The organism is Massilia scottii (genome assembly GCF_030846495.1).
Taxonomy (GTDB): domain Bacteria; phylum Pseudomonadota; class Gammaproteobacteria; order Burkholderiales; family Burkholderiaceae_D; genus Telluria_A; species Telluria_A violaceinigra.
The window spans coordinates 156,211-178,421 of the sequence record NZ_JAVCWM010000011.1 but is presented as its reverse complement, the minus strand read 5'-3'; the positions used below and the strand labels follow the sequence as shown (position 1 = coordinate 178,421).

Genomic DNA, 22,211 nt, shown 5'->3' with positions numbered 1-22,211 from the left:
AACGGAAGCCAGATAGTGATAGATTTTCTTAGTGATACGGTCACCCTTCCAACGCCGGCAATGCGCCAGGCGATGTTTACCGCCGAGGTGGGCGACGATTGTTATGGCGAAGACCCCACGGTGCGCGAATTGGAAGCGCTGTCGGCATCCATGACGGGCAAGGAATCCGCCGCATTCGTTACCAGCGGAACATTGGGCAACCTGACCGCGCTACTGGCGCAGTGTCCGCGCGGCCATGAGGTAATCCTGGGCGACCAGTCGGACCTCTACAATTACGAGGCCGGCGGCCTGTCCGTGGCTGGCGGCGTGGTGCTGCATCCGGTGCCCACCGGCAGCGACGGTTCGGTACCGGTTGCGCTGCTGCGCGGTGCCATCCGCGACAGTACCGACTATCAATGCGCGCCCGCCGCCGTGATCGCCCTGGAAAATCCCCATTGCCTGAGCGGCGGGCAGGTACTGGCGCTGGACTACCTGCGCCGCGTGCGCGAGCTGGCCGATCAGCATGGCCTGAAGGTACACATGGATGGCGCGCGCATTTTCAATGCCCAGGCCAGCCTGGGCATACCGGTGGCGCAGATCGTCGAGCATGTCGACTCGCTTCAGTTCTGCCTTTCGAAAAGCCTGGGCGCTCCGTATGGATCGATGGTGTGCGGCAGTGCCAAGCTGATCGATGGCGTCAAACGTTATCGAAAGATGCTGGGCGGCGGCTTGCGCCAGGGCGGCATCATGGCCGCCGCCGGTCTGGTGGCCCTGAACACGATGGTCGAGCGTCTGGTCGACGATCACCGCCGCGCCGTTTGGCTGGCCCAGGCCATCCATGAATTGCCGGGTGTGACGCTGCGTTTCCGGCATATCCAGACCAATATGGTGTTCTTCGACGTCGCCGGGCAGGGCAACGACGCCTTTCTGCGCGCCTTGCAGGCACGCGGCATCCGCATGGGGGTGCTGGGCGACGGCGTGATTCGCGCCGTGGTGCATTACATGATAGACGACCAGGCGCTGCGCGACACCGTGGCGGCGATGGCCGCCATACTGCGTGCCGACGCATCCACTTCAACTGCAACACTGGAAGCACGATGATGAATGTTTTTCCCTTAAGCACCGCGCGCCTGATGCTGCGCCCCTTCACCCGACGCGATTTGCCCGCGTTCACAGCTTACCGCAATCATCCAGAGGTGGCGCGTTACCAGAGCTGGTCGTCTTATACGGCCGAGGATGCGCAAGCGTTCTTCGCGCAGCAGGAAGGGATGGCGTTCGATCATCCCGACAGCTGGTTTCAAATCGCCGTGGCGCGCCAGGAAGATGGCGTACTGGTGGGCGACGTGGCGGTGCATTTCTTCGACGACGGCCAGCAGGCCGAGCTGGGCGTCACCTTCGATACCGACGGTCAGCGCTGCGGTTATGCCCGGGAAGCCGTATCCAGGGTGATCACGCTGCTTTTTGCCGAACTCGGCAAGCACCGGCTGGTGGCAACCGTCGATGTGCTCAACCTGCGCGCCCAGCGTCTGCTCGACACGCAAGGTTTTCGCCGCGAGGGCCACTACCGGGAAAACGTTTTTTTCAAGGGAGCCTGGTCGGACGAGTACAGCTACGCTTTGCTGCGCCAGGAGTGGCAAGAGCGGGAAGCGGCCGGATTGAGCAAGAAGGATGCACAATGATATTGAACAATTTTGTTGAACTGTGCGAATACCGCGCCAAGGCCGATGCCGACCAGCTGGCCTACCGTTATCTGAACCGGCGGGAAGGGGACAAACAGCTGACTTTCGGCCAGCTCGATAGCGCTGCCCGTCTGCTGGCAGCCAGGCTGGCGGCGTCCGGCGCCAGGGGCGACCGGGTACTGATTATCTGCCCCCAGAGCATGGACTATGCGACCGCATTTTTCGGCTGCCTGTATGGCGGCTTCATCGCCGTGCCGGCCTATGCGCCGCGTAACAACCACCATGTCGAGCGGTTGCAGGCGATCATCGCCGATGCCCGGCCAAGCATCCTCTTGCTGTGCCGCAAGCAGCTAGCATCGGTGGCGGCGTTCATCGACTCCAGCCCGGCCTTGCAAGCGATGACGGTCGTGATCGTCGACGAATTGCCGGCTGCGTCCGATACTTCCACCACGTCCGACTGGCACGCGCCGCCGCTGGGACGGGACGATATCGCCTTCCTGCAATACACCTCCGGCTCCACCGACACGCCCAAGGGCATCATGGTTTCTCACGGCAATCTGCTCGCCAATGAAGAAATGATCATGCGCACCTGCGGCAACCATGCCGGTACCCGTACGCTGTTATGGCTGCCATTATTCCACGACATGGGATTGATGACCTTATTGCAGGGCGTTTATGCCGGCTATGCCACCTATCTGATGGCGCCGATGGATTTCCTGGCCAATCCTCTGTCCTGGCTACAGGCGGTCGCCCGCCTGAAAGCCACCCTGACGGTGGCGCCCAATTTCGCTTGGCAATTGTGCGCCGACAAGGTCACCCCTGCACAACTGGCCGAGCTCGATCTGTCCTGCCTGCAGGTTGCGATCAGCGGCTCCGAGCCGGTCGCCGTGGCGACACTGGAAAACTTTTCCGCCGCGTTCGCCGCCTGCGGATTTCGTCAAGAAATGTTTCGGCCCTGTTACGGCTTGGCGGAAGCGACCTTGATCGTCACCGGTTCCCAGGGCGTGCAGGCCGATGCCATCGTTGAACAGAGCATGCTGACGGCTGGCCGCAGCCAGGTATTTCGGCGCGTCAGTTGCGGCCGCCCCGTCGACGGCTGCGGGGTGGCCGTGGTGGACCCCGACAGCGGGCAAGTGCGCCCGGCGGGAGAAGTCGGCGAGATCTGGGTCAAGGGCGCGCATGTGGCCCAAGGCTATTGGAACCGTCCGGATCAAAGCACGCAAACCTTTGCCAATTATACGGCCGACGGCGCCGGGCCATTTTTGCGCACCGGCGACCTGGGTTTTTTTCATCAAGAAGAACTGGTTGTCACTGGCCGCAGCAAGGATGTGATCATTGTGCGGGGCGATAACTATTATCCTTCCGATCTGGAAGCGAGCGCTGTGCAGGCTCATCCCGATGTCATCCAGGACGGTGCCGCCGCTTTCGCCCTCGACGATGACGGTCCGGCGGCGGCCTGCATCGTCGCCGAGCTCCGGCGTCAGAGCGCGTCCGCTCTGTATCCGCACATCGCGCAAGCCATCATCACCCGGATTTCAGCAGCGTACGGCCTGACACTGGCGCGGGTGGTGCTGATCAAGGAACGTTCGGTCCCGAAAACATCGAGCGGCAAGGTACAGCGCAGTGGCACCCGCGCCGCTTTGGCGCAGGGTCAGTTAAAGGTATTATGGGATAGCCACGCTGGTGTGGCCGACAGCACCGTGGTGGCCGGGCCAGCCGCGTCGCCGTATGCCGAGCTGCAAGCCTTGCTTGCTTCCGCGCAGGGCGAGGTACGCGAGCAAATCATCAACGGTTTCCTGCTTAGCCTGATCGCCGATACGCTAAAAGTGCCGTTTTATGCGATCGACCGCACTCGCCCGGTGACCGCGCTCGGTCTCGATTCGCTCGCCTTGATGCAGCTTAAGCACCGCATCGGCGAAGCCCTGCAAGTGGATGTGCCAGCCGATCTGCTGTTTAGCGACGCCAACCTGGCCGATGTAGTGGCGGCGGTGGGCGGATTGACGCAGGATACCGATCCGGTCGTGCCAACCGGTGCGCCGCTGGCGGCCGGGGCAAGTCCATGGCCGGCTACGGCGGGGCAGGCCGCGCTATGGCTGATCCAGCAGGCCGAGCGCGCCAGCCATGCGTACAACGAAGGTTTTGTCGCCAGGGTGGACGGCGCGCTCGACCGCGATCTGCTGGCGCAGGCATTGCGGGCACTCGCGGCGCGCCACGACGCCTTGCGGGTGCGCTTCGTGGAAGTCGATGGCCAGCCGATGGCCGACAGCGCCGACGCGTGTGACTTGGCCATGAGTTCGCATGCGGACGATGCACAAGCCTTGCAGGCGGCGCGCGCGGCGCTGACGCTGCCATTCGATTTGCGCCAATACAGCTGGCGCTGCATTATGACGACCGGGCCCGGCGCGGCCTATCTCACGCTGGCCATCCACCATATCGCTGTCGACTTGTGGTCGTTCGATCTCCTCATCGAAGAGTTGAAACAACATTATCTCAGTCTGCTCCGGGGCAGGGGTTTGCCTGCGCCGCTGTCCGCTCCAGCACCAAGTTACGCCGCGTTTAGCGCGTGGCAGCGCGACTGGCTCGGCTCCAGCGAAGCTCAGCAGCAACTGGCCTACTGGCGCAGCCGGCTGAGCGCCATGCCGGCGCGTTCCAGCTTCTCTGCCGTGTCGGCAGAGGCTGGCCCGCCGACGGGCGGAAAACACCGTTTTGCACTGGATCGTGTCACCGTGCAGGGTCTGCGGAGCTTTGCGCGGCAGCACGGTTTGACCACGTATCAGGTGCTGTTCGGTGCCTGTGCCTTGCTGCTGGGGCGCTACGCCGGGCAAAACGAGGTGGTACTGGGAATGCCGACCCTGGGCCGGCGCCGCACGGTGGACGCCGCCACGATCGGCTATTTCGCCAACGTGCTGCCGATCCGGGTGGCACTGGCCGATCACCTCGCAGTCGATGAATGGGCCGTTGCGGTCCAGGAGGCCGTGCTGGGCGGCATTCGCCACCAGGATATTCCCTTGCCGGTGTTGAGCGCGGCGCTGGCGGTGCCGGGACAGGGCGCCAATCCGCTGGTGCAGGTGGTGTTTTCTCTGCTGCAAACGCGCACTGGCCAGGGCCAGAGTGCGGCGCACGCCGACCGCCTGCTGCCGTTTGTGCTGGGCGAGGAGGGTGGACAGCTGAGTTTGGGCGATGCGGTGCTCACGTCGATCGATCCGCAGCGCCTGAGGGCGCAGTTCGATCTGTCGTTTGCGATGGTCGAGGATGAAGCGGGCCTGCGCGGCAGCGTCGAGTACCGCGCCGATCTGTATACGCAAGCGATGGTTGCGCGTCTTGCCGCCAACTTTGCCTGTGCGATACGCGAATTGGTGGGTGGACAGCATCAGCGCCTGGGCGATGTGCCGTATATCGATGCCGCCGAACAGGCCGGCATCCGCTGTAGCCTCGATGGCGGCGCCAACGCTGTCGGATGGGCAGCACAGGGCGTGGCTGTCACCGTGGTGGACTGGTTCCGCCAGGCGGCCATGAAGCATGCGGGCAGGCTGGCGCTCCATAGCGACCAGCTTACCCTCAACTACGAGCAGTTGGATCGCGAATCGGACATCCTGGCGCAATGGTTGATTGAAAAGGGCACGGCAGCGGGCGACCGGGTGGCGATCGCGGTAACATCGCGTGCGTGGCAAGCCGTGATGGCACTGGCCGTGTTGAAGGCTGGCGCGGTGTATGTGCCGGTCGATTTGAGCTATCCGGCCGAACGCATCGCGTTCATGCTCGGCAATAGCGGCACGGCTTTTGTGCTGAGCACCCGCGATGCCGCCGCGCGCTTGCCGGCAACGGCCCTCAGCGTGCTGCTGGCGGACGAATTGGGCCAGGCCGCCAAGGCGTTCTATGCCGCGCGCGGCATTCCGCGCATCGCCCTGACGGAAGGACAAGCCGCCTATTGTATTTACACCAGCGGCTCGACCGGGCAGCCCAAGGGCGTGCTGGTCACGCATGCCGGCTTGAAAAATCTTGTTGAGTGGCATATCGACGCGTTTGCCGTCGATACCACGGCACGGGCGGCTTTGCTGGCTGGCCCAGGCTTCGACGCGGCGGTATGGGAAAGCTGGCCGTATTTATGTGCCGGTGCCAGTCTGGCGGAACCGGCCGCGCACTGCAAGCGCGACATGACGGCCTTGTCCGGCTGGCTGACGCAGCAGGCGATCAGCCATTGCTTCATGCCGACTCCGCTGGCCGAATCCTTTCTGGTCGAGTCCGGCCATGCGGGGCAGGGCACACTGCGCTATTTGCTGACCGGGGGCGATCAATTAAAGACGCGTCCTCGTACGGCGCAAGGTTTCCATCTGGTTAACGCCTACGGGCCGACCGAGAACACGGTGGTCACCACCAGTGGCGCGGTCGAGCCTGCCGGCGAATCCGAATCCGCTGCCAACATCGGCGCCCGGCCGGCCCGTTTGCCCGATATCGGTCTGCCGATCCGTGGCCAGGTCTTGTACATTCTCGATGCGCAGCTGCGTGTGCTGCCGCGCGGCGTAAGCGGGGAACTGTTTGTCAGCGGCGCGGGCCTCGCGCTAGGCTACCATGGCAGCCCGGCGCTGACAGCGGCCCGCTTCATCCCGAATCCTTACGCGGCCCGGCCCGGCGCGCGCATGTACGGCAGCGGCGACATCGTCCGTCTGGACGACGCCGGACGGCTGCATTTCCTGGGACGTAACGACGATCAGGTGCAGGTGCGCGGTTATCGTATCGAGTTAGGTGAAGTGGAAGCGCTCCTGGCGGCTCATCCGCAGGTAAAACAGTGCAAAGTCATTGCTCAGGAGCATGGCCAAGTCGGTCGCCAGCTGGCTGCTTACGTGGCCGGCGACGGGAAACTCGGCGAACCGGCAGTGCGTGCCTACCTGGGTGCCAAGCTGCCCCCGCACATGGTGCCGGCCGTGATCGTTGTGGTCGACGCGCTGGCGCTGGATAGCAATGGGAAAATCAACCGTCATTTGCTGCCGCGTCCGGCACCGTCGGGCGCTCCGGACGCGGCGCTCTTCGCCCATCCCTATGAGCAGGAAATCGCCGCCGTGTACCACGAGGTATTGGGTTGCGGCACAGTGTGCGCCGGAGACAATTTCTTTTCCCTGGGCGGCCATTCCCTTCTGGTGGCGCGGGTGGCTGCCGGCATCCGCGCGCAGCTGGGTATCGCGGTGTCGATTGCTGACATTTTTTCCTTCCCAACAGTTTCCGCCCTGGCCGCACATTTGCGCAGCATGGGGCAGGCCGTCACGCCGCTGACACGCGCGGCGCGTACCCAGCGCTTGCCGTTGAGCCCAGAGCAGCAGCGTCTGTGGTTGCTGCAAGAGCTGGACCCGGACAGTACCGATTACAACATCTGCGGTGCGGTACGCGTTACGGGAGCACTCGATCTGGATCGTCTGGCCGCCGCGATGACAATGCTGGCGGCCAAGCACGAGTTGCTGCGCAGCTGTTTCGTCAAGGAGCATGGCCAGCCTTGGCAAACCATACAGGCGCCGCAACCGGTGCACATCGAGATCCTGTCGCTGGACGCGCCTGCAGTTGACGGCGCTCACGATACGCTCGACGCGGCGGTGTTCGCGCGCATCGATGCGTGGGAGGCGCACTGCTTCAATCTTGAAACTGGACCCTTGTTCAAGCTCGGTTTCCTGCCCGTCGCCCGGGATGATGGTTATTTGCTGTTAAATATGCATCACATTGTGGCCGACGGCCGCTCCATCGTGATTCTGTTCGAGGAGCTCGACGCCTGTTACGCGGGCCTGGCTGCTGGTCTGGCGCCAGTGGCACAGGCCGACGATCAGGCGCTTCAGTACGCCGACTACAGCCTGTGGAGCCAGTCCGATGCGGTGCGCGGACGCGATGCGGCGGCGCTTGGTTTTTGGAAAGAAAAATTGGCCGGTGAATTGCCGGGCGGCTTGGCCGCCTTGCAGATCCATGGCACCGGTCTGGTTCGCTCCGGACAGCCGGCGCTGGCCTCATCCAGCGGTCAAGCCAGCAAGGGCGCCGAGATCAGCCGCTGGCTTGGCGCGGGACAGGCCGACGCGGTCCGGGCGCTGGCCTTGCGCTGGGGCGTGACCGAGGCAACCGTCCATATGGCCGCCTACGGGCTGCTGGTGGCCAAATACAGCGGCGATGGCGAGGTCGTGCTGGGGCTGGCCTACGGCCGCCGTGACTTGCCTGAGCTGAGCAATATGATCGGGATGTTTGTCAACGTCCTGCCAATCCGCGTGAATTTTTCCGATGACGGCCAATTCGCCCAGCAAGTGCTCCAGCTGCGCGATGCCTGCGCCGAGGCGTTCCGCCATGGCCACGTCAGCTATGCGCAGCTGGTCGAACTGGCGGGGCGCGCGCGCGGCGACGGCACCGCTGAGCTGATCAAGACCATGTTCGATTTCGAGCAGCACAATACATTGCCGGCAACGCTAGGCGATACCCGTCTGGACCTGCTGCGCCGTGCCGACCGTAGCGCGAAATTCGATCTGACGCTGCGCTGCAGCCCGGCTGGCGATGGCAGCATGCGCATCGGGCTCAATTATCGCCGCGCACTGTTCAGCGATGCCATGGCCGGGTACCTGCTCGACGCTTATCTGCTGATCCTGGAACAGGTGGTGCAATCGCCTCAAGCGACACTGGCCACGCTGCGCCTGACCTGTGCCGCCGGGAGGGAAGCGCTGTTGCAGCTCGGCCATGGTCGCCAGACCGCGCTGGACGAGCGGCCTGTATTTCTCCAATTCGAACAAGCCGCGCGCGACTATCCGCAGCGCCTTGCCCTGGTGGCCGACACTGGCGCAGCGATGAGCTACAGCGAATTGAATGCGGCCGCCAACCGGCTGGCCCGCTATCTGGCCGGACGCGGCGTGCAAAACGGCGCAACGGCCGCGCTGTGCCTGCCGCCGGGACCGTCGTTCGTGACGGCGGCACTGGCCTTGCTGAAATTGGGCGCCGCCTATGTGCCGGTCGATCCGCGCTATCCCGACCAGCGAAAGGAGCGGATTTTTTCCGATAGTGCCGCGCGGCTGGTGATTGCCGATGCCGCCTCGGCACCGGGTCAATTGCCTGATAGCTGTGCGCTCGTGTCATTGGACGGCGCGTTGGCGGCATCGGCCGCGCTAGCGGACAGCAATCTCGATAGCAACGCCACGCCCGACGATGTGGCCTACATCGTCTACACCTCGGGGACCACCGGTCTGCCGAAAGGGGTGGCGATCCCGCACCGGGGCCTGGCCAATCTGTGCCAATGGCATCGGCGTGCCTACGGCTTGACGACGGCGCGTGCAGAAGTGAGAGCCAGCCAGAGCGCCGGTATCGGATTTGATGCGGCGGTATGGGAAATCTGGCCGTATCTGTGCGCTGGTGCCAGCGTATGGTTTGTTCCCGAGGCGGAACGGCAATCGTCGCGCCCTCTGGTCCAGTGGCTGATCGGGAACGCCATTACCCACTGCTTCCTGGTGACGCCGCTGGCGCATGCGGTCATGGCCGATGGCTGGACCGGCTCGGCCAGCTTGCAATTTTTGCTGACAGGCGGTGAGCGCCTGACCAGCCACGCGCCGGCCGGAGCCAGCTATCGCCTGGTCAATCACTATGGCCCGTCCGAGAACAGTGTGGTCGCCACCGCCGGCGAAGTCGGTCCGGCAGCGGATGCTGGCTTGCCATCGATAGGCGCGCCCATCGACAACGTCAGCGTGTATGTGCTGGACCGTCATGCCCAGCTGATGCCGCGCGGCGCGGTAGGCGAGCTCTATATCGGCGGTGCCTCGCTGATGCGTGGCTATCGTGCCGATGAGGCGCTGACCGGCGATAAGCTGGTGGCCGATCCCTTTTCCACCGTGCCGGACGCGCGGATGTACCGGACCGGCGACCTGGTGTGCTGGAACGGCGCCGCCACGCTCGACTATATCGGCCGGGTCGACCAGCAAGTCAAGATACGCGGATACCGCGTCGAACTGGGTGAGATTATCCAGGTCATCAAGGCGCAGCCTGGTGTCCAGGACGCCGTCGTCACGGCGCTGCCACACGATCGGCAGGGCGTGCGCCTGGTTGCCTATGTGGTTTTCGAGAACAACAACGGTGACGGTTTATCCCCGGCCGCCCGACTCACGCTGCAGATCGGCGCCCATTTGCCGCAGTTTATGGTGCCCGGCTTCATCATTGAAATGGACGCGCTGCCGCTAACCAGCAATGGCAAGGTGGACTATGCCAGTCTGCCCGCGCCGCGCCAGGACGCCAGCGTGCCGCGTGTGGCTTTGCGCACGGTGACCGAACATGCCTTGGCCGACATTTGGGGCACTCTGCTGGGCGAACCGGTGACCGACGCCCAGGCCAATTTTTTCGCCCTGGGCGGTCATTCCTTGCTGGCGGCACGCGCCGTGTCGTTGATCGAGACACGGCTGGGCCGCGACATCGCGCTAAAGGACTTCTTTGGCGCCGGCGATCTTGCCGCCCTGGCGCGGCAACTCGATGAAAGCGCGGCCTATGCACCGATCGCGCTGGCGCAGCCGGAACAGCGCACGCCCTTGTCGCCCTACCAGAAGCGCTTGTGGCTGATGCAGGCATTCCAGCGCAACAGTGTCGATTACAACGTGGTCGGTGCATTGCGCATCGATGGCGTGCTAGATACCGCGCTGTTTCGCGCAGCCTTGTCGGCAGTGGTCGAGCGCCACCAGATTTTGCGCACCCGGGTGCTGGAAGAGGAGGGCGACGCCTATCAAGAACTGCTGGCCCCTGGCGCGGTGGCGGGAGAGGCATGGCCACTCAATTTGCTGCAAGTAAACCTGAGCGGTAATCCCCAGCAGATTCAGGCCAGCTTCGTTCAGGATTATCTGGCACGGTTGGCGGTGGAGCCGTTCGATCTGGCTTCCGGTCAATTATTTAAACTGGTGCTGATTCAAACCGCGGCCGACACTTCTGTTCTGGCCGCCAGCTTTCACCACATCATTGTGGACGCTTGGTCCGCCCAGGTTTTCCTGCGCGATCTGCTGGCCTGTTATGCGGCCCAGCTCGGCGGGCGGGCAGCCGACCTGCGCCCGCTGGCGATCCAGTACCGCGATTACAGTCTGTGGGCGAAGCGTCAGCTGAGCCAGGCGCAGGATAGCCTGTTCGACTTTTGGCGCGGGTATCTACATGCCTTGCCGGCGCAGGCGCCGTTGCCGGTCGCGCCCGACGCGGCCAATCCGGTGCGCAGAAGCGGGCGTACCTTGACGCTGGCCTGGCCGGCCGACACCGCTGCGCAGCTGAAGGCGCTGGCGCGGCAGCAGCACGCATCGCTGTACGAGGTACTGATCACCAGTTATTTCATCTGGCTGCACCGCTTGAGCGGCCAAGCCGATTTCATGGTCGGTATGCCCTTCAACGATCGCGGGCGGCCCGAGCTGGAAGACCTGGTCGGGTTCTTCGTCAATATGTTGCCGGTTCGGGCCAGAATCAACCCGCACGCCAGTTATCTCGACTTGCTGCGTCAGACCCAGCAAAATTTGCATCAGGTCTACGCCCACCATGCCTTGCCATTCGACCAGATAGCGCAACAGTGTACCCAGGGCGCGGACCAGCTCTTTCAGACGGTGTTCGATTTCCAGTCCGCCCTGCTGGTGCGGGAAGACGCGGCGCAGCATTCCGGTCTGAGCGTGGCGCTCATGGATGGTGCGCCGGAAGCGCCGGTCGCGGCGCTGTCGGTGACGTTCAGCGAGACGGCCGCCGGCCTGGTATTGTCGTGCAATTATGTCGACGAATTGTTCGACAGTCACACCGTGACACGCTGGCTGGAAAACTACCGGTTGCTGCTGGAAAGTATCGCCAGCGATCCGGCAGCTGGTATAGGCGCTTTGGCATTCCTGACGCCGCACGAAATGGATGCGGTCGAACGTTTGCGTAACAGCGTGCCGGTCGATCATGCCAATGTATTTCCCGCCGCCAGCGATGACGGCGCTCACGCTAGCCCGCAGCTGCTGCATCTGCTGGTCGACCGCCAGGCCGTATTGTGGCCAGCGCGTCCGGCCCTGGTCACGCCTGCCGGCATCGTCAGCTTTGCCGCGCTGGCGGCCAAGACCAATCAGCTTGCCCATTACCTGCTGGAGGCAGGGGTGCGCCCGGGTACCGTGGTCGGCGTGCAAGCGGCCCACAGCGCCGAGGCGGTCATCGCCATCATTGCCGTGCTCAAGGCTGGGGCGCTCTGCTTCCCGCTTGACGTTCAGCTGGCACCGGCACGGCTGGCGCTGTTGATGCAAGACAGCGGCTGCCGTCATGTCTTGACCTCGTCCGATTGTCCGCTTGGCGATTTCGACGGGCAGCGCCTCATGCTGGCGGAGCAAGCATGGCGGCATTGCCCGGTGGCGCCGCCGCTGGTCGATGTGCTGCCCGGCTACGGCGTCTTCCTTACTTATACATCAGGCACCACGGGTGGGCCGAAGGCGTCGGTGCAGCATCACCGCGGCCTGGTCAACTATATCGCCACGGTCATCGAGCGTTTCCAGTACCGGCCCGGCGACCGTGGCCTGCTGTTTGCGCCGCTGACCTTCGATGCCTCGATCGAGGAAATTTTCCTGCCCTTATGCGCGGGCGGGTCCCTGTATATCGGCGACGATGACGTCAAACGCTCGGTGCCAGCCTTGCTGGAAACCTGCCGCAGCGAGGCGATCAGTGTGCTTACGCTGCCAACGGCGTACTGGCGCGTCTTGGGCGAATATCTGGCCACGCAAGACCCCGCTGCTGCCGCATGGGGGCCGGTGCGCCTGATCAGCGTAGGCGGCGAGCGCCTCACCATCGAGGCGATTCGCCTGTGGCAGCGTGCCACGGCAGGCCAGGTGGCACTATGCAACATCTACGGTCCCAGCGAATGTTCGATTGGCAGCATTGTCGATGCCATCGACCTGGAGCACACCCAGCGAGACGACGAGGTATATCTGCGCCGCCCGGTGGCCAACGTGCATCTGCATGTGCTGGACGCGTTCATGAACCCGGTGCCGGCCGGGCTGCCGGGCGAACTCTATATCGGTGGCGCCGGCGTGGCCCATGGCTATCATGGGCGCCCGGCCCTGACCGCCGAGCGCTTTGTGCCTGATCCGTTCGCGCGTGGCGAAGGCGGGCGCTTGTACCGCTCAGGCGACCTGGTGCATTACGATCTTGACGCCAGGCTGCATTATCTGGGCCGCGCCGACTTTCAGGTCAAAGTCGATGGCATCCGGATCGAACCGGAGGAAATTGCGCTCGTGCTGGAGTCGCATCCCACGGTGGCGCAAGCCATTGTGCTGGCCGAGGCGGGGCGCCAGCTGCGCAACCCGCTGATCGGTTACGTGACGCTGGATAAGTCTTCCGAGCAATGGGTCGCCGCCGGGACCGATGGCACCGTCTTTGTCGATTATGTGCGCCAGCGGCTGCCGGCGCATATGGTGCCGGCCCGGGTGGTGGTGCTGGAAGCCTTTCCGCTGACGGTCAACCAGAAGGTCGACCGTCGCGCGCTACTGCTCGCTGCCAACGACCCATCGGCCCCGCCGGCGTCTGTCGCGGCCGTGGCAACGACGTCGCTGAACCCGACCGAGACCGCCTTGCTGGCGCTGTGGCATGAGCTGCTGGGTAGCGATAGCTTTGGTGCCGATGATAATTTTTTCAGTTTGGGTGGCAATTCCTTGCTGGCAATCCGCATCAACAACCGGGTCGAAGCGTTGTACGCAGTGCGCTTGCCGGTGGCGGCCCTGTTTGAATCCCCGACGGTGCGTGGATTGGCGCTGCTGGTGGACCGTTTGCGCGCACAGCGCGACGATGCCCAGGTTGGAACGGGGACCCGCCATGGACCGACCTGGCGCGCCGAGCCAGTCATAGAACGCATCGCCGCGACGTCGCTTGCGCTCTCCGGCGCCCAATACCGGCTGTGGTATCTGCATCAGATGGCGCCGGACAGCACGGCCTACAATCTGCCCGATCTGCTGCGCCTGGAAGGCGCGCTGGACCGGCAGCGCTTGCGTCTGGCGCTGGAACACACCGTGCATACCCATGAATCCCTGCGCACCATCTTCGTGGTGGACGCCGAGACGCCGATGCAGGTAGTGGTCGCGCCGGACTGCTCGCCATTGGTCGAGGTGGACCTGTCGGCCCTGTCCCGTGCGGACGCCGAACAGGCGCTAGCGGCGCTGGTGCTGACCGCCCTGGAAACGCCTTTCGATCTGGCCGAAGCTCCGCTGGCGCGGTTTTCCCTGGTGCGCGTGGAACCGCACGTGCATGTGCTGGTATCGATTTTCCATCACATCATTGTCGATGGCTGGTCCGTCGGCCTGTTCCAGCAAACTCTGGCCGAGCACTACAACCGGGCAGGAAACGGCGCACTGCCTGTTTTCTCATCGGACCACGCTCCGCGCCCGCTGCAATACCGCGATTTCACGGTGTGGCAGCGGCGTATGCTTGACGAGGGAGAACGCGTCAGGCAGCTTGCTTACTGGCGTGCGCAACTGGACGGCCAGCTGCCGACCTTGCAGCTGCCAACCGATTTCAACCGGCCGCAGCAATTGAGCCAGCGCGGCAGCGCATTCGCATTCGAACTCGATGAAACCTTGTCGCGCCAGTTGGAACTGGTGAGCGAACGCCATCAGGTGTCGATGTTCATGCTGCTGCTGGCAGCGTATGCCGCCGTGCTGGCGCGCTATGACCGGCAGGAAGAATTGCTCGTTGGCGTACCCGCCCTGGGACGTGGCCGTCCCGAATGGGAAGCCGTGCTTGGTTTCTTCGTCAACACGCTGGTGATCCGTATCCGCACCGGCCGTGCGCTCACCTTCGCCGCGCTGCTCAAGCAGGTGCGCCAGACTTGCCTGGATGCGTTCGCCCATCAGGATGTCGCCCTCGAGGAAATCGCTGCCGACATCAACCCGCTGCGCGAACGCGATGGCAGCGGCTTGTTCCGGACCATGTTCTCGTATCAAGATGCCGATGCCCTGGCCTTGCCGGTATTTGACGCACTGGAGGCCAGCAGCATCGAGCCGGACCACTACACGGCCAAGTTCGACCTGTATCTGGCCACCTGGAGACAGGGCCGGCGTCTGCATTGCGGCTTCGAGTTTAGCGCCGATTTGTTTGAGGAAGCCACCGTCAGGCGCATGGCGGATCATTTCACGAACCTGCTGGGCGGCATAGCGAGGGAGACAGGCAGCTTGCTGCGCGCGCTGCCTTTGCTCAGTGCCGCCGAACAGGAGCATCAGCTGCGCGGCTTGAACCAAACCGCGCTGGTGTTTCCGGAGCCGCGCTATGTGCGCGATATCTTCGCGCGCCAAGCAGCCCTGCATCCACAACGCATCGCGGTGAACTGCGCGGCGGAAGCGATGACGTATTCCGAGCTCGACCGCGCATCAGGGCTGGTGGCGCACAATCTGCTCGCCAGCGGCGCCCGCGATGAAGACTTGATCGGTTTGCTGCTCGGCCGTAACATCAACTATCTGGTTGCGATGCTGGGCGTGCTCAAGGCCGGCGTGGCGTTCACACCCCTGAATGCGGAAGACCCCGTTACCAAGCTCGACCGTATTGTCGATATCGGCAAGGTGCGTTACGTGCTGTGCGAAGCGGCCACGCGCGATAAGGCCGGCCAGCTGGCGGCCAGGGTGCCTCTGCTGGAGCTGGGCGCGTTGCCGTACGCAGCGCCGGCGCACAGCTTGCCCGGTCTGCCGGTGACGCCATCGTCGCTGGCCTACGTCATCTATACCTCCGGCTCGACCGGGCAACCCAAGGGGGCGATGATCGAGCAGCAGGGCATGCGCAACCATTTGCTTGCCAAGATACGCGATTTGGCGGTCGACCAGAACGATGTCATCGCCGAAATGGCAGTCAATACTTTCGACGTATCTGTATGGCAATATCTGCTGGCTTTGCTGGTGGGTGGGCGTACCGCCGTGATGCCGGGCGACGCCGCTTGGGACCCGCAGCAGTTGCTGGCCCAGATGGCGGTCGATGGCGTGACCTTGTTCGAGTCGGTGCCCTCGCACATGAAAATTCTGATCGACGAGCTGGAAATGTCGCCCGGCCGCTACCGGCTGGACCGGCTGCGGCTGTACGTCAGCAATGCCGAAGCGCTGACACCGGCCCTGTGCGCGCGCTGGTTTGCCTGTCTGCCGCATATTCCGGTGGTCAATACCTATGGCGCCACCGAGTGTTCGGACGACACCAGCCACCTGTGGATACGGGCGCCGCTGACCGGGTCCTTCCCCTACGTGCCTATCCAGGGCACGTTACCGAATCTGCAAACCTATCTGCTCGATGCCCAGATGCGCCCGGTACCCATGGGTGTGGTGGGCGAGGTATATCTGGGCGGTGTGGGCGTCGGGCGCGGTTATCTTGGCGAACCCGTGCGCACCGCCGAAACCTTCCTGCCCGATCCGTTCTCGGCCGAACCGGGCCGGCGCATCTACAAGACAGGCGACCTGGCGCGCTATCGGCCCGGCGACGTGCTGGAGTTTGTCGGAAGGGAAGATTTTCAGATCAAGATCCGCGGTCAGCGGGTTGAGATCGGCGAGGTCGAAAAAGCCATCGGCGAGCACGACAACGTGCGTCAGGCAGTGGTAGTGGCTGCGCGCGACGACAAGGACAGGCTCTATCTGCTCGCTTATGTGATCCCGCATGTGCATCCGGCGCCCACCAGCGGAGAATTGCGCAGTTTCGTCGGCCAGCGGGTGGCCGGCTATATGGTGCCAGCCTGGTTTGTGCTGATGGACGAGTTTCCCCTCAACGCCAATGGCAAGATCGAGCGCAAACGGCTGCCCAAACCCAGCGATCTGGATATCTTCAACCGGCACGACTATGTGGCGCCGAAGGGCGCCACCGAGGAACGCCTGGTGTTGCTGTGGCAAGAGCAGTTCGGTGTTGACCGGATCGGCGCCCTGGACAGTTTCTTTGAACTGGGCGGCCATTCTCTGCTGGCTGCCGAACTGGTATTGCGCATCCGTACTCTGTTCGGTGTGGCTTTGCCGCTGCGCACGCTGTTCCAGACGCCGCAGCTGCGCGCCGTAGCGCATGCCATCGACGGTTTGCGGGCAACGGTGGCGGTGGTGGTGCCGGCGTCCATCGAAAAGTTGCCGCCACGCGCGCACTACGAACTGGCGCCATGCCAGGTTCCCGAATGGTATGCCTACCAGATGGACCCGGCCAGCCCGGTATATAACATCAGCATCGCCGACCTGTTTTTCACTGGCAAACTCGATCGCGCTGCCTTCCTGTCGGCCTGGAGCCATATTCTGGACCGCCATGAAGTGCTGCGCGTCACCTTCGATTACCGTGATGGCGCGCCGGTGCAGATCGTCGATCCCTCCATCGTGCTGCGCGCCGAAGATGTTTTCCTCGACCGCAGCACGCTGGCGGGCCGCGACGCCATCGATGAAGCGAACCGGCTGGGCGCGCGCTTTGGCACGGCGCCCTTCGATTTCGCCAACGGACCGCTGTTCCGTCTGCATGTGGCCAGTTACGCCGGCGATTTCCATCAGATGATTTTCGTCGTGCATCACATCATCTGGGACGAAGGTTCGCTGATCAATTTGATGCTGGAATTGAGCGAACTGTATAACGCCGTCCTGGCGGGGCGGGTGGCGAATGTGCCAGTGCTCGAAGTGAGTTACTTCGACTACGTGCAATGGACCCATCAGCAATTGCGCTCGGGCGCGTTTGACGAGCATAAACAGTATTGGCTGACGATGTATGCGCAATTGCCGCCCCCGCTGGATTTGCCGACCGACTATCCGCGTCCGAACCTGATGTCGTACCAGGGCGATGCGCTGCGGACCTGGCTGCCGCGCAAGGTTGTACGCAAGATCGAAGCTTTCCTCAAGAAGAACGATGTCACGCTGTTCATGTTGCAGCTGGCGATACTCGACTATTACCTGTACCGCATCAGCGGCCAGGCCGACTTCGTGATCGGTTGCCCGATCGCGGGCCGCGCCGACGATAAATTGAAGCCGCTATTCGGCTTGTTTGCCACGCCGATGCCGATCCGCTGCACAATCGATGCCGGCATGACCTTCGGCGCCCTGTTGGCCCAGGTATCGCAGCGCAGCCTGGAAGCGTTCGAGCATTATCACTATCCGTCCAACCTGGTGATCGAGCAGTTGCAGCACGAAAAAGATCTGTCGCGCCCCAAACTGTTCTCGATCATGTACGGCGTGCAAAACAATAAAACCGACCTGATGGGACGGCTGCAATTCGACGGCCTGACCTTGAGCCTGGAGGATGTGGTCGATACGGAAAACAAATCGTCCCGTTTCGACCTCAATTTTGTGGTGGACCAGTTTGGCAGCGACGTCATGTTCAGTTGTATCTACAACGCCGACCTGTTCCATCGGTCCAGCGTCGAGCTGATGCTGGAAAATATGACAGTTCTGATGGGCCAGGTGCTGGACGACCCCGATCTGCCCCTGCATGCCTATACGATGGTCGAGGCGGACGGCAAGGAAGCCGCGGTGGTGTGTGGCGATCCGGTCGCCTACGACAAGCAGGCCACCATGCACAGCCTGATGGCGGCGCAGGCTAGCAGCACGCCGGAGCGCACCGCCATCGTTGCCGATGGGGTGAGCTATACCTACCATCAGCTCAATACCCGGGCCAACCAACTGGCGCATTACCTGCTTTCGCTGGGCGTCGAGCAGGGCGATAAGGTCGCCGTCATGCTCGACCCCACGTTCGACATGATCGCCGGGCTTTACTCCATCCTCAAGGCGGGTGCCTGCTTCGTGCCAATCGGCGCGCAGTATCCGCACAAGCGGGTGACGGCGATCTTGCGCAACAGCGGCGCGCGCTGGGTGCTGACCGACAGCGCCAAACGGCGCGCCTTCAATGCCTTTCCGCACGCGGTAGTGTGCATCGACGAAGTGGGCGCCGCCCTGGCCGGTTATGCCGCCGGCAATCCTGCCGCAGCGCAGGCGGGTCAACTGGCCTATATCCTGCACACCTCCGGTTCCAGCGGCGTGCCCAAGGGAATCGAAATTGAACACGCCGGCGTCACTAATATGTTGGCCGACATACAGGCGAACTACGGCCTGACTGGCGACGACCGGGTGCTGTTCCATACTCCGTTCACCTTCGATGTCTTCATTCAGGATGTGTTCTGGCCTTTGGCCTACGGCGCTGCCGTGGTGGTGATGGCCGATGATGCAGCCAAAAGCGGCAAGGGTTACGGCGACATGGTCGAGCGTGAACGCATCACCGTGCTGCAATTTGTCCCGGCGATGCTGGAAGCGCTGATCGAGGCGCGAGAGCAGGGTCAGGTAGGGGCCTTGCCGTCGCTGCGGCAAGTCATCTGTGGCGCAGCGGCCCTGTACCGCACGCTAGTGGAGCGCTTTGCGCGGGTATTTTCCTGTTCGCTGGCTAACCATTACGGTCCTACCGAGGTCACCGTCGACGCTTGCCGTTTCGATTGCAGCGGCGCGTTTGTTGGCGATACCGTGCCGATCGGCAGCCCGGTCGGCAACGCCACCGTCTTGATACTGGACCAGCACCGGCAAGCGGTGGCGCGCGGCATCATCGGTGAAATCCATGTTGCCTCGCCGGGACTGGCGCGTGGCTATCTGAATGATGATGCGGCCACTGCCGGCGCCTTCATCAAGCATGAGATCGGCGGCGTGCCGTGCCGCCTGTACCGCACTGGTGACCTGGGCCGGATCGACCGGGACGGCGTGGTGTATTTCCACGGCCGTTACGACAAGCAATTCAAGATCAATGGCAACCGGGTCGAACTGGAAGAAATCGCCAGCGCGCTGCGTAGCCATCCCGGCATCGCTGTTGCCGCCATTCAATACGTGGAAGATGCCCAGGGTGGCGGCCGCCTGATTGCTTATGTCGAGCAGGACAGCGTCAGCAATCAGTTTGTGGTGCCGGGCAAGACAGCGCCGTACTACAGCTTCACCCTGGCGCAGCGGCCCGAATTGCTGGCCGCCGTCGACGCATTTCCGACGGCGCCGTCTGCCGGCAGCACCATGCCGCCAGCCATAGCGCGGGGTACGCTGGCCAGGCAATTTCCGGCGTGCCAGCTGGTATGGACCGACCACAGCGATGCGCTCGTGGCCAGTGTGGCGGCCATGCCGATGATGATCGATGTCGCCCTGCTGCTTGGCAGTGCCGAGCCGGCTTCCCTGGTGCAGGATGAACTGAGCCGGCAAGCGAAGGGCGCCGTTCCGAATGTTCTGTATGTCTTCGATGATGGTGCGAGCGGGGCGATGCGCGAGGGGGCGCCAGCCTTGGCGTTCATGCGCCAGCAGTGCCGCCGGCTTGCCGCCGCGCTCGGCGTGGCGCAGGTGGTGTACGCCAGCGGCGTCGCCACAGGGGATCCCGTCATGATCGAGCCGGCCGACCATGGCGGGCCGGCGCACTTGACCCGCGACAGCATCCGGGCCTGGCTCAGAGAGTCGCTGCCGGATTATATGGTGCCAAATCTGATCCACTTTATTCCGGTGGTGCCCATGACCGATAGCGGCAAAATCGATGCGAAAAATCTGCCGCTGATCCAGGCCGAGGCGCGATTGGACAAGCAACTTGCCAGCACCGTGTTGCAGCGCGAGTTGAGCGCGATGTGGGAACGCTTGCTGAAGGTGGAGAAGGTCGGCGTGACTGACGACTTCTTCGTGCTGGGCGGTCAATCGTTGAAGGCAATCGAAATTGTTTCCGAGGTCAACAAGCGCTACGGGGTCAGAATTCCGCTGCGCGCGTTTTACCAGAATCCCACCATCCGTTATTTGGAGACATTGTTGATCGAAAACGAGTAAACGGTAGGTTGCCGCGCGTCGGAAGAGCACCGAGGCGCGGCACGGGTAAACATTTCTCAAGTTCAAAATCATAAGGATTTCACGTGTACATATTAGGCATCAATGCTGCATATCATGAGTCGGCCGCTTGTCTGATCAAGGACGGACAAGTTGTCATGGCAATCGAAGAAGAGCGCCTGAACCGCGTCAAGCACGGCAAGCTGTCCACGCCCGAGACGACCGGGCAATTGCCCTGGAAGTCGATTCAGAAGTGTCTGGATGCGGCCGCCATCACTCTGCAGGATTGTGAACATATCGGCTATTCCTTCAGCCCCGAGATGCTGCAAAAGGGCGTGGCCGCCTGGCGCGCCGCCGGCGACGGGGCGCAGGGCTGGGCCCTGGAAAAGGAAAGCTATCAAACCTTGCAGGGCGGCTTGAGTTTCGCCGAAGGTGTCCTGTCTTCAAAACAGCAATTGATGGAGGAGGCCGGCTTCAGCGGACAGTTTCATTTTCTGCCACACCACGATTGCCATGCCGCCAGCGCCTTTCACGTCTCACCATTTGACAAGGCGGCAGTGCTGGTGATTGACGGTATCGGTGAATGGGCCAGTACCTCGCTCTATTACGGTGACGGCAACATGTTGAGGAAGGAATACGATTTTCTGTTTCCAAACTCGCTCGGCTTTGTGTGGGAAAAGCTGTCCAAGTATCTGGGGTTTAGCCAGTACGATGCGTCGAAAGTAATGGGACTGGCGGCTTACGGCGACAGCGCCAAGACGATCGGCCTGTTTTCGAAATTGGTGACCGACAAGGAAAACATGACGGTCGATATGGCGGTGCTGCGCCACGAATCGCCCGATTTCTCCACCTTGGAAGCCCTGTTCGATTTGCCGAGGCGGCATGAACCGGTGGATTTTAGCGCCCGCAATTGGCAAGCTTATGTCGATGTGGCGGCCGGCTTGCAACTGCTGACCGAACAGATCCTGCTGCATATCTTGCGCCGTTTTGACCGCGAAAACTACCGCAATCTGTGCATGGCCGGCGGTGTTGCACTCAATTGTGCGGCCAATGGCGTCATCGTGCGCGAAAATTTATTCGACGATGTGTTCGTGCAGCCGGCCTCGAACGATTCGGGCACGGCATTGGGCGCCGCCTATTTGATCTGGAACCAGATTCTGGGCCAGCCGCGCGACTATGTATTCAATCATGCTTATCTCGGCCCCGAATACTCGGACCAGGAGATCGAGACGGTCTTGAAGCGCACTAATCTGGCTTACAAAAAGGTCGACATCGCCAGGGAGGTGGCAAAAGTGCTGGCCGGCGGTAGCATCGTCGGCTGGTTCAGCGGCCGCATGGAATGGGGGCCGCGCGCTCTGGGCAGCCGCAGCCTGCTGGCCGATCCGCGCAACAAGGATGTGCGCGAACTGATGAATGTGAAAGTCAAGCACCGTGAACTGTATCGGCCATTTTGCCCGAGTATCCTGGGTGAGCACGCCGAGCAATGGTTTTGCGGCAGCACCCGTGTCACTGCCGGCAAGTACATGCTCACTACCTCCACCGTGCAGCCGGGCAAAGCCGAATTGATCCCTGCGGTAGTGCATTTTGACGGTACGGTGCGTGCCCAGGCCGTGTATGCGCAGGACCATCCTGCCTACCACCGGCTCATTTCCGAGTTCGCGGCCTTGACCGGGATTCCACTCTTGCTCAATACCTCGTTCAACGATTCGGAACCCATCGTCTGCACGCCGCAGGATGCGATCAGCACCTTCATGAAAACCGATATCGACTATCTGGCGCTCGGCAACTATCTAGTGTCCAAACATTAAGTGCTACCTGTGCCTGAGTTTCAGTC

4 protein-coding genes are annotated in these 22,211 nt (G+C 62.8%); all 4 read left to right on the top strand.

Annotation, left to right across the window (positions count from 1 at the left end):
- Positions 1–15 precede the first annotated feature (15 nt).
- The 4 genes from RBA41_RS17390 (at position 16) to RBA41_RS17375 (ending at position 22,185) form a co-directional block, all read left to right on the top strand.
- Complete coding sequence (locus tag RBA41_RS17390) at positions 16–1,080, top strand: GntG family PLP-dependent aldolase (RefSeq protein WP_306625392.1); 1,065 nt, start codon at positions 16–18, stop codon at positions 1,078–1,080.
- Positions 1,080–1,658 (top strand): GNAT family N-acetyltransferase, encoded by a 579-nt coding sequence (locus tag RBA41_RS17385; protein WP_306625464.1) that lies wholly within the window; start codon positions 1,080–1,082, stop codon positions 1,656–1,658. Before RBA41_RS17390 ends, RBA41_RS17385 begins: the two co-directional genes overlap by 1 nt.
- The gene (locus RBA41_RS17380; protein ID WP_306625390.1) at positions 1,655–20,380 is read left to right on the top strand and encodes a non-ribosomal peptide synthetase; all 18,726 of its coding nucleotides are present in this window, start codon (positions 1,655–1,657) and stop codon (positions 20,378–20,380) included. The genes RBA41_RS17385 and RBA41_RS17380 overlap by 4 nt, the downstream gene beginning before the upstream one ends.
- A gap of 83 nt (positions 20,381–20,463) precedes the next feature.
- Positions 20,464–22,185, top strand: a complete 1,722-nt coding sequence (locus RBA41_RS17375; protein ID WP_306625389.1) for a carbamoyltransferase family protein — start codon at positions 20,464–20,466, stop codon at positions 22,183–22,185.
- Positions 22,186–22,211 lie beyond the last annotated feature (26 nt).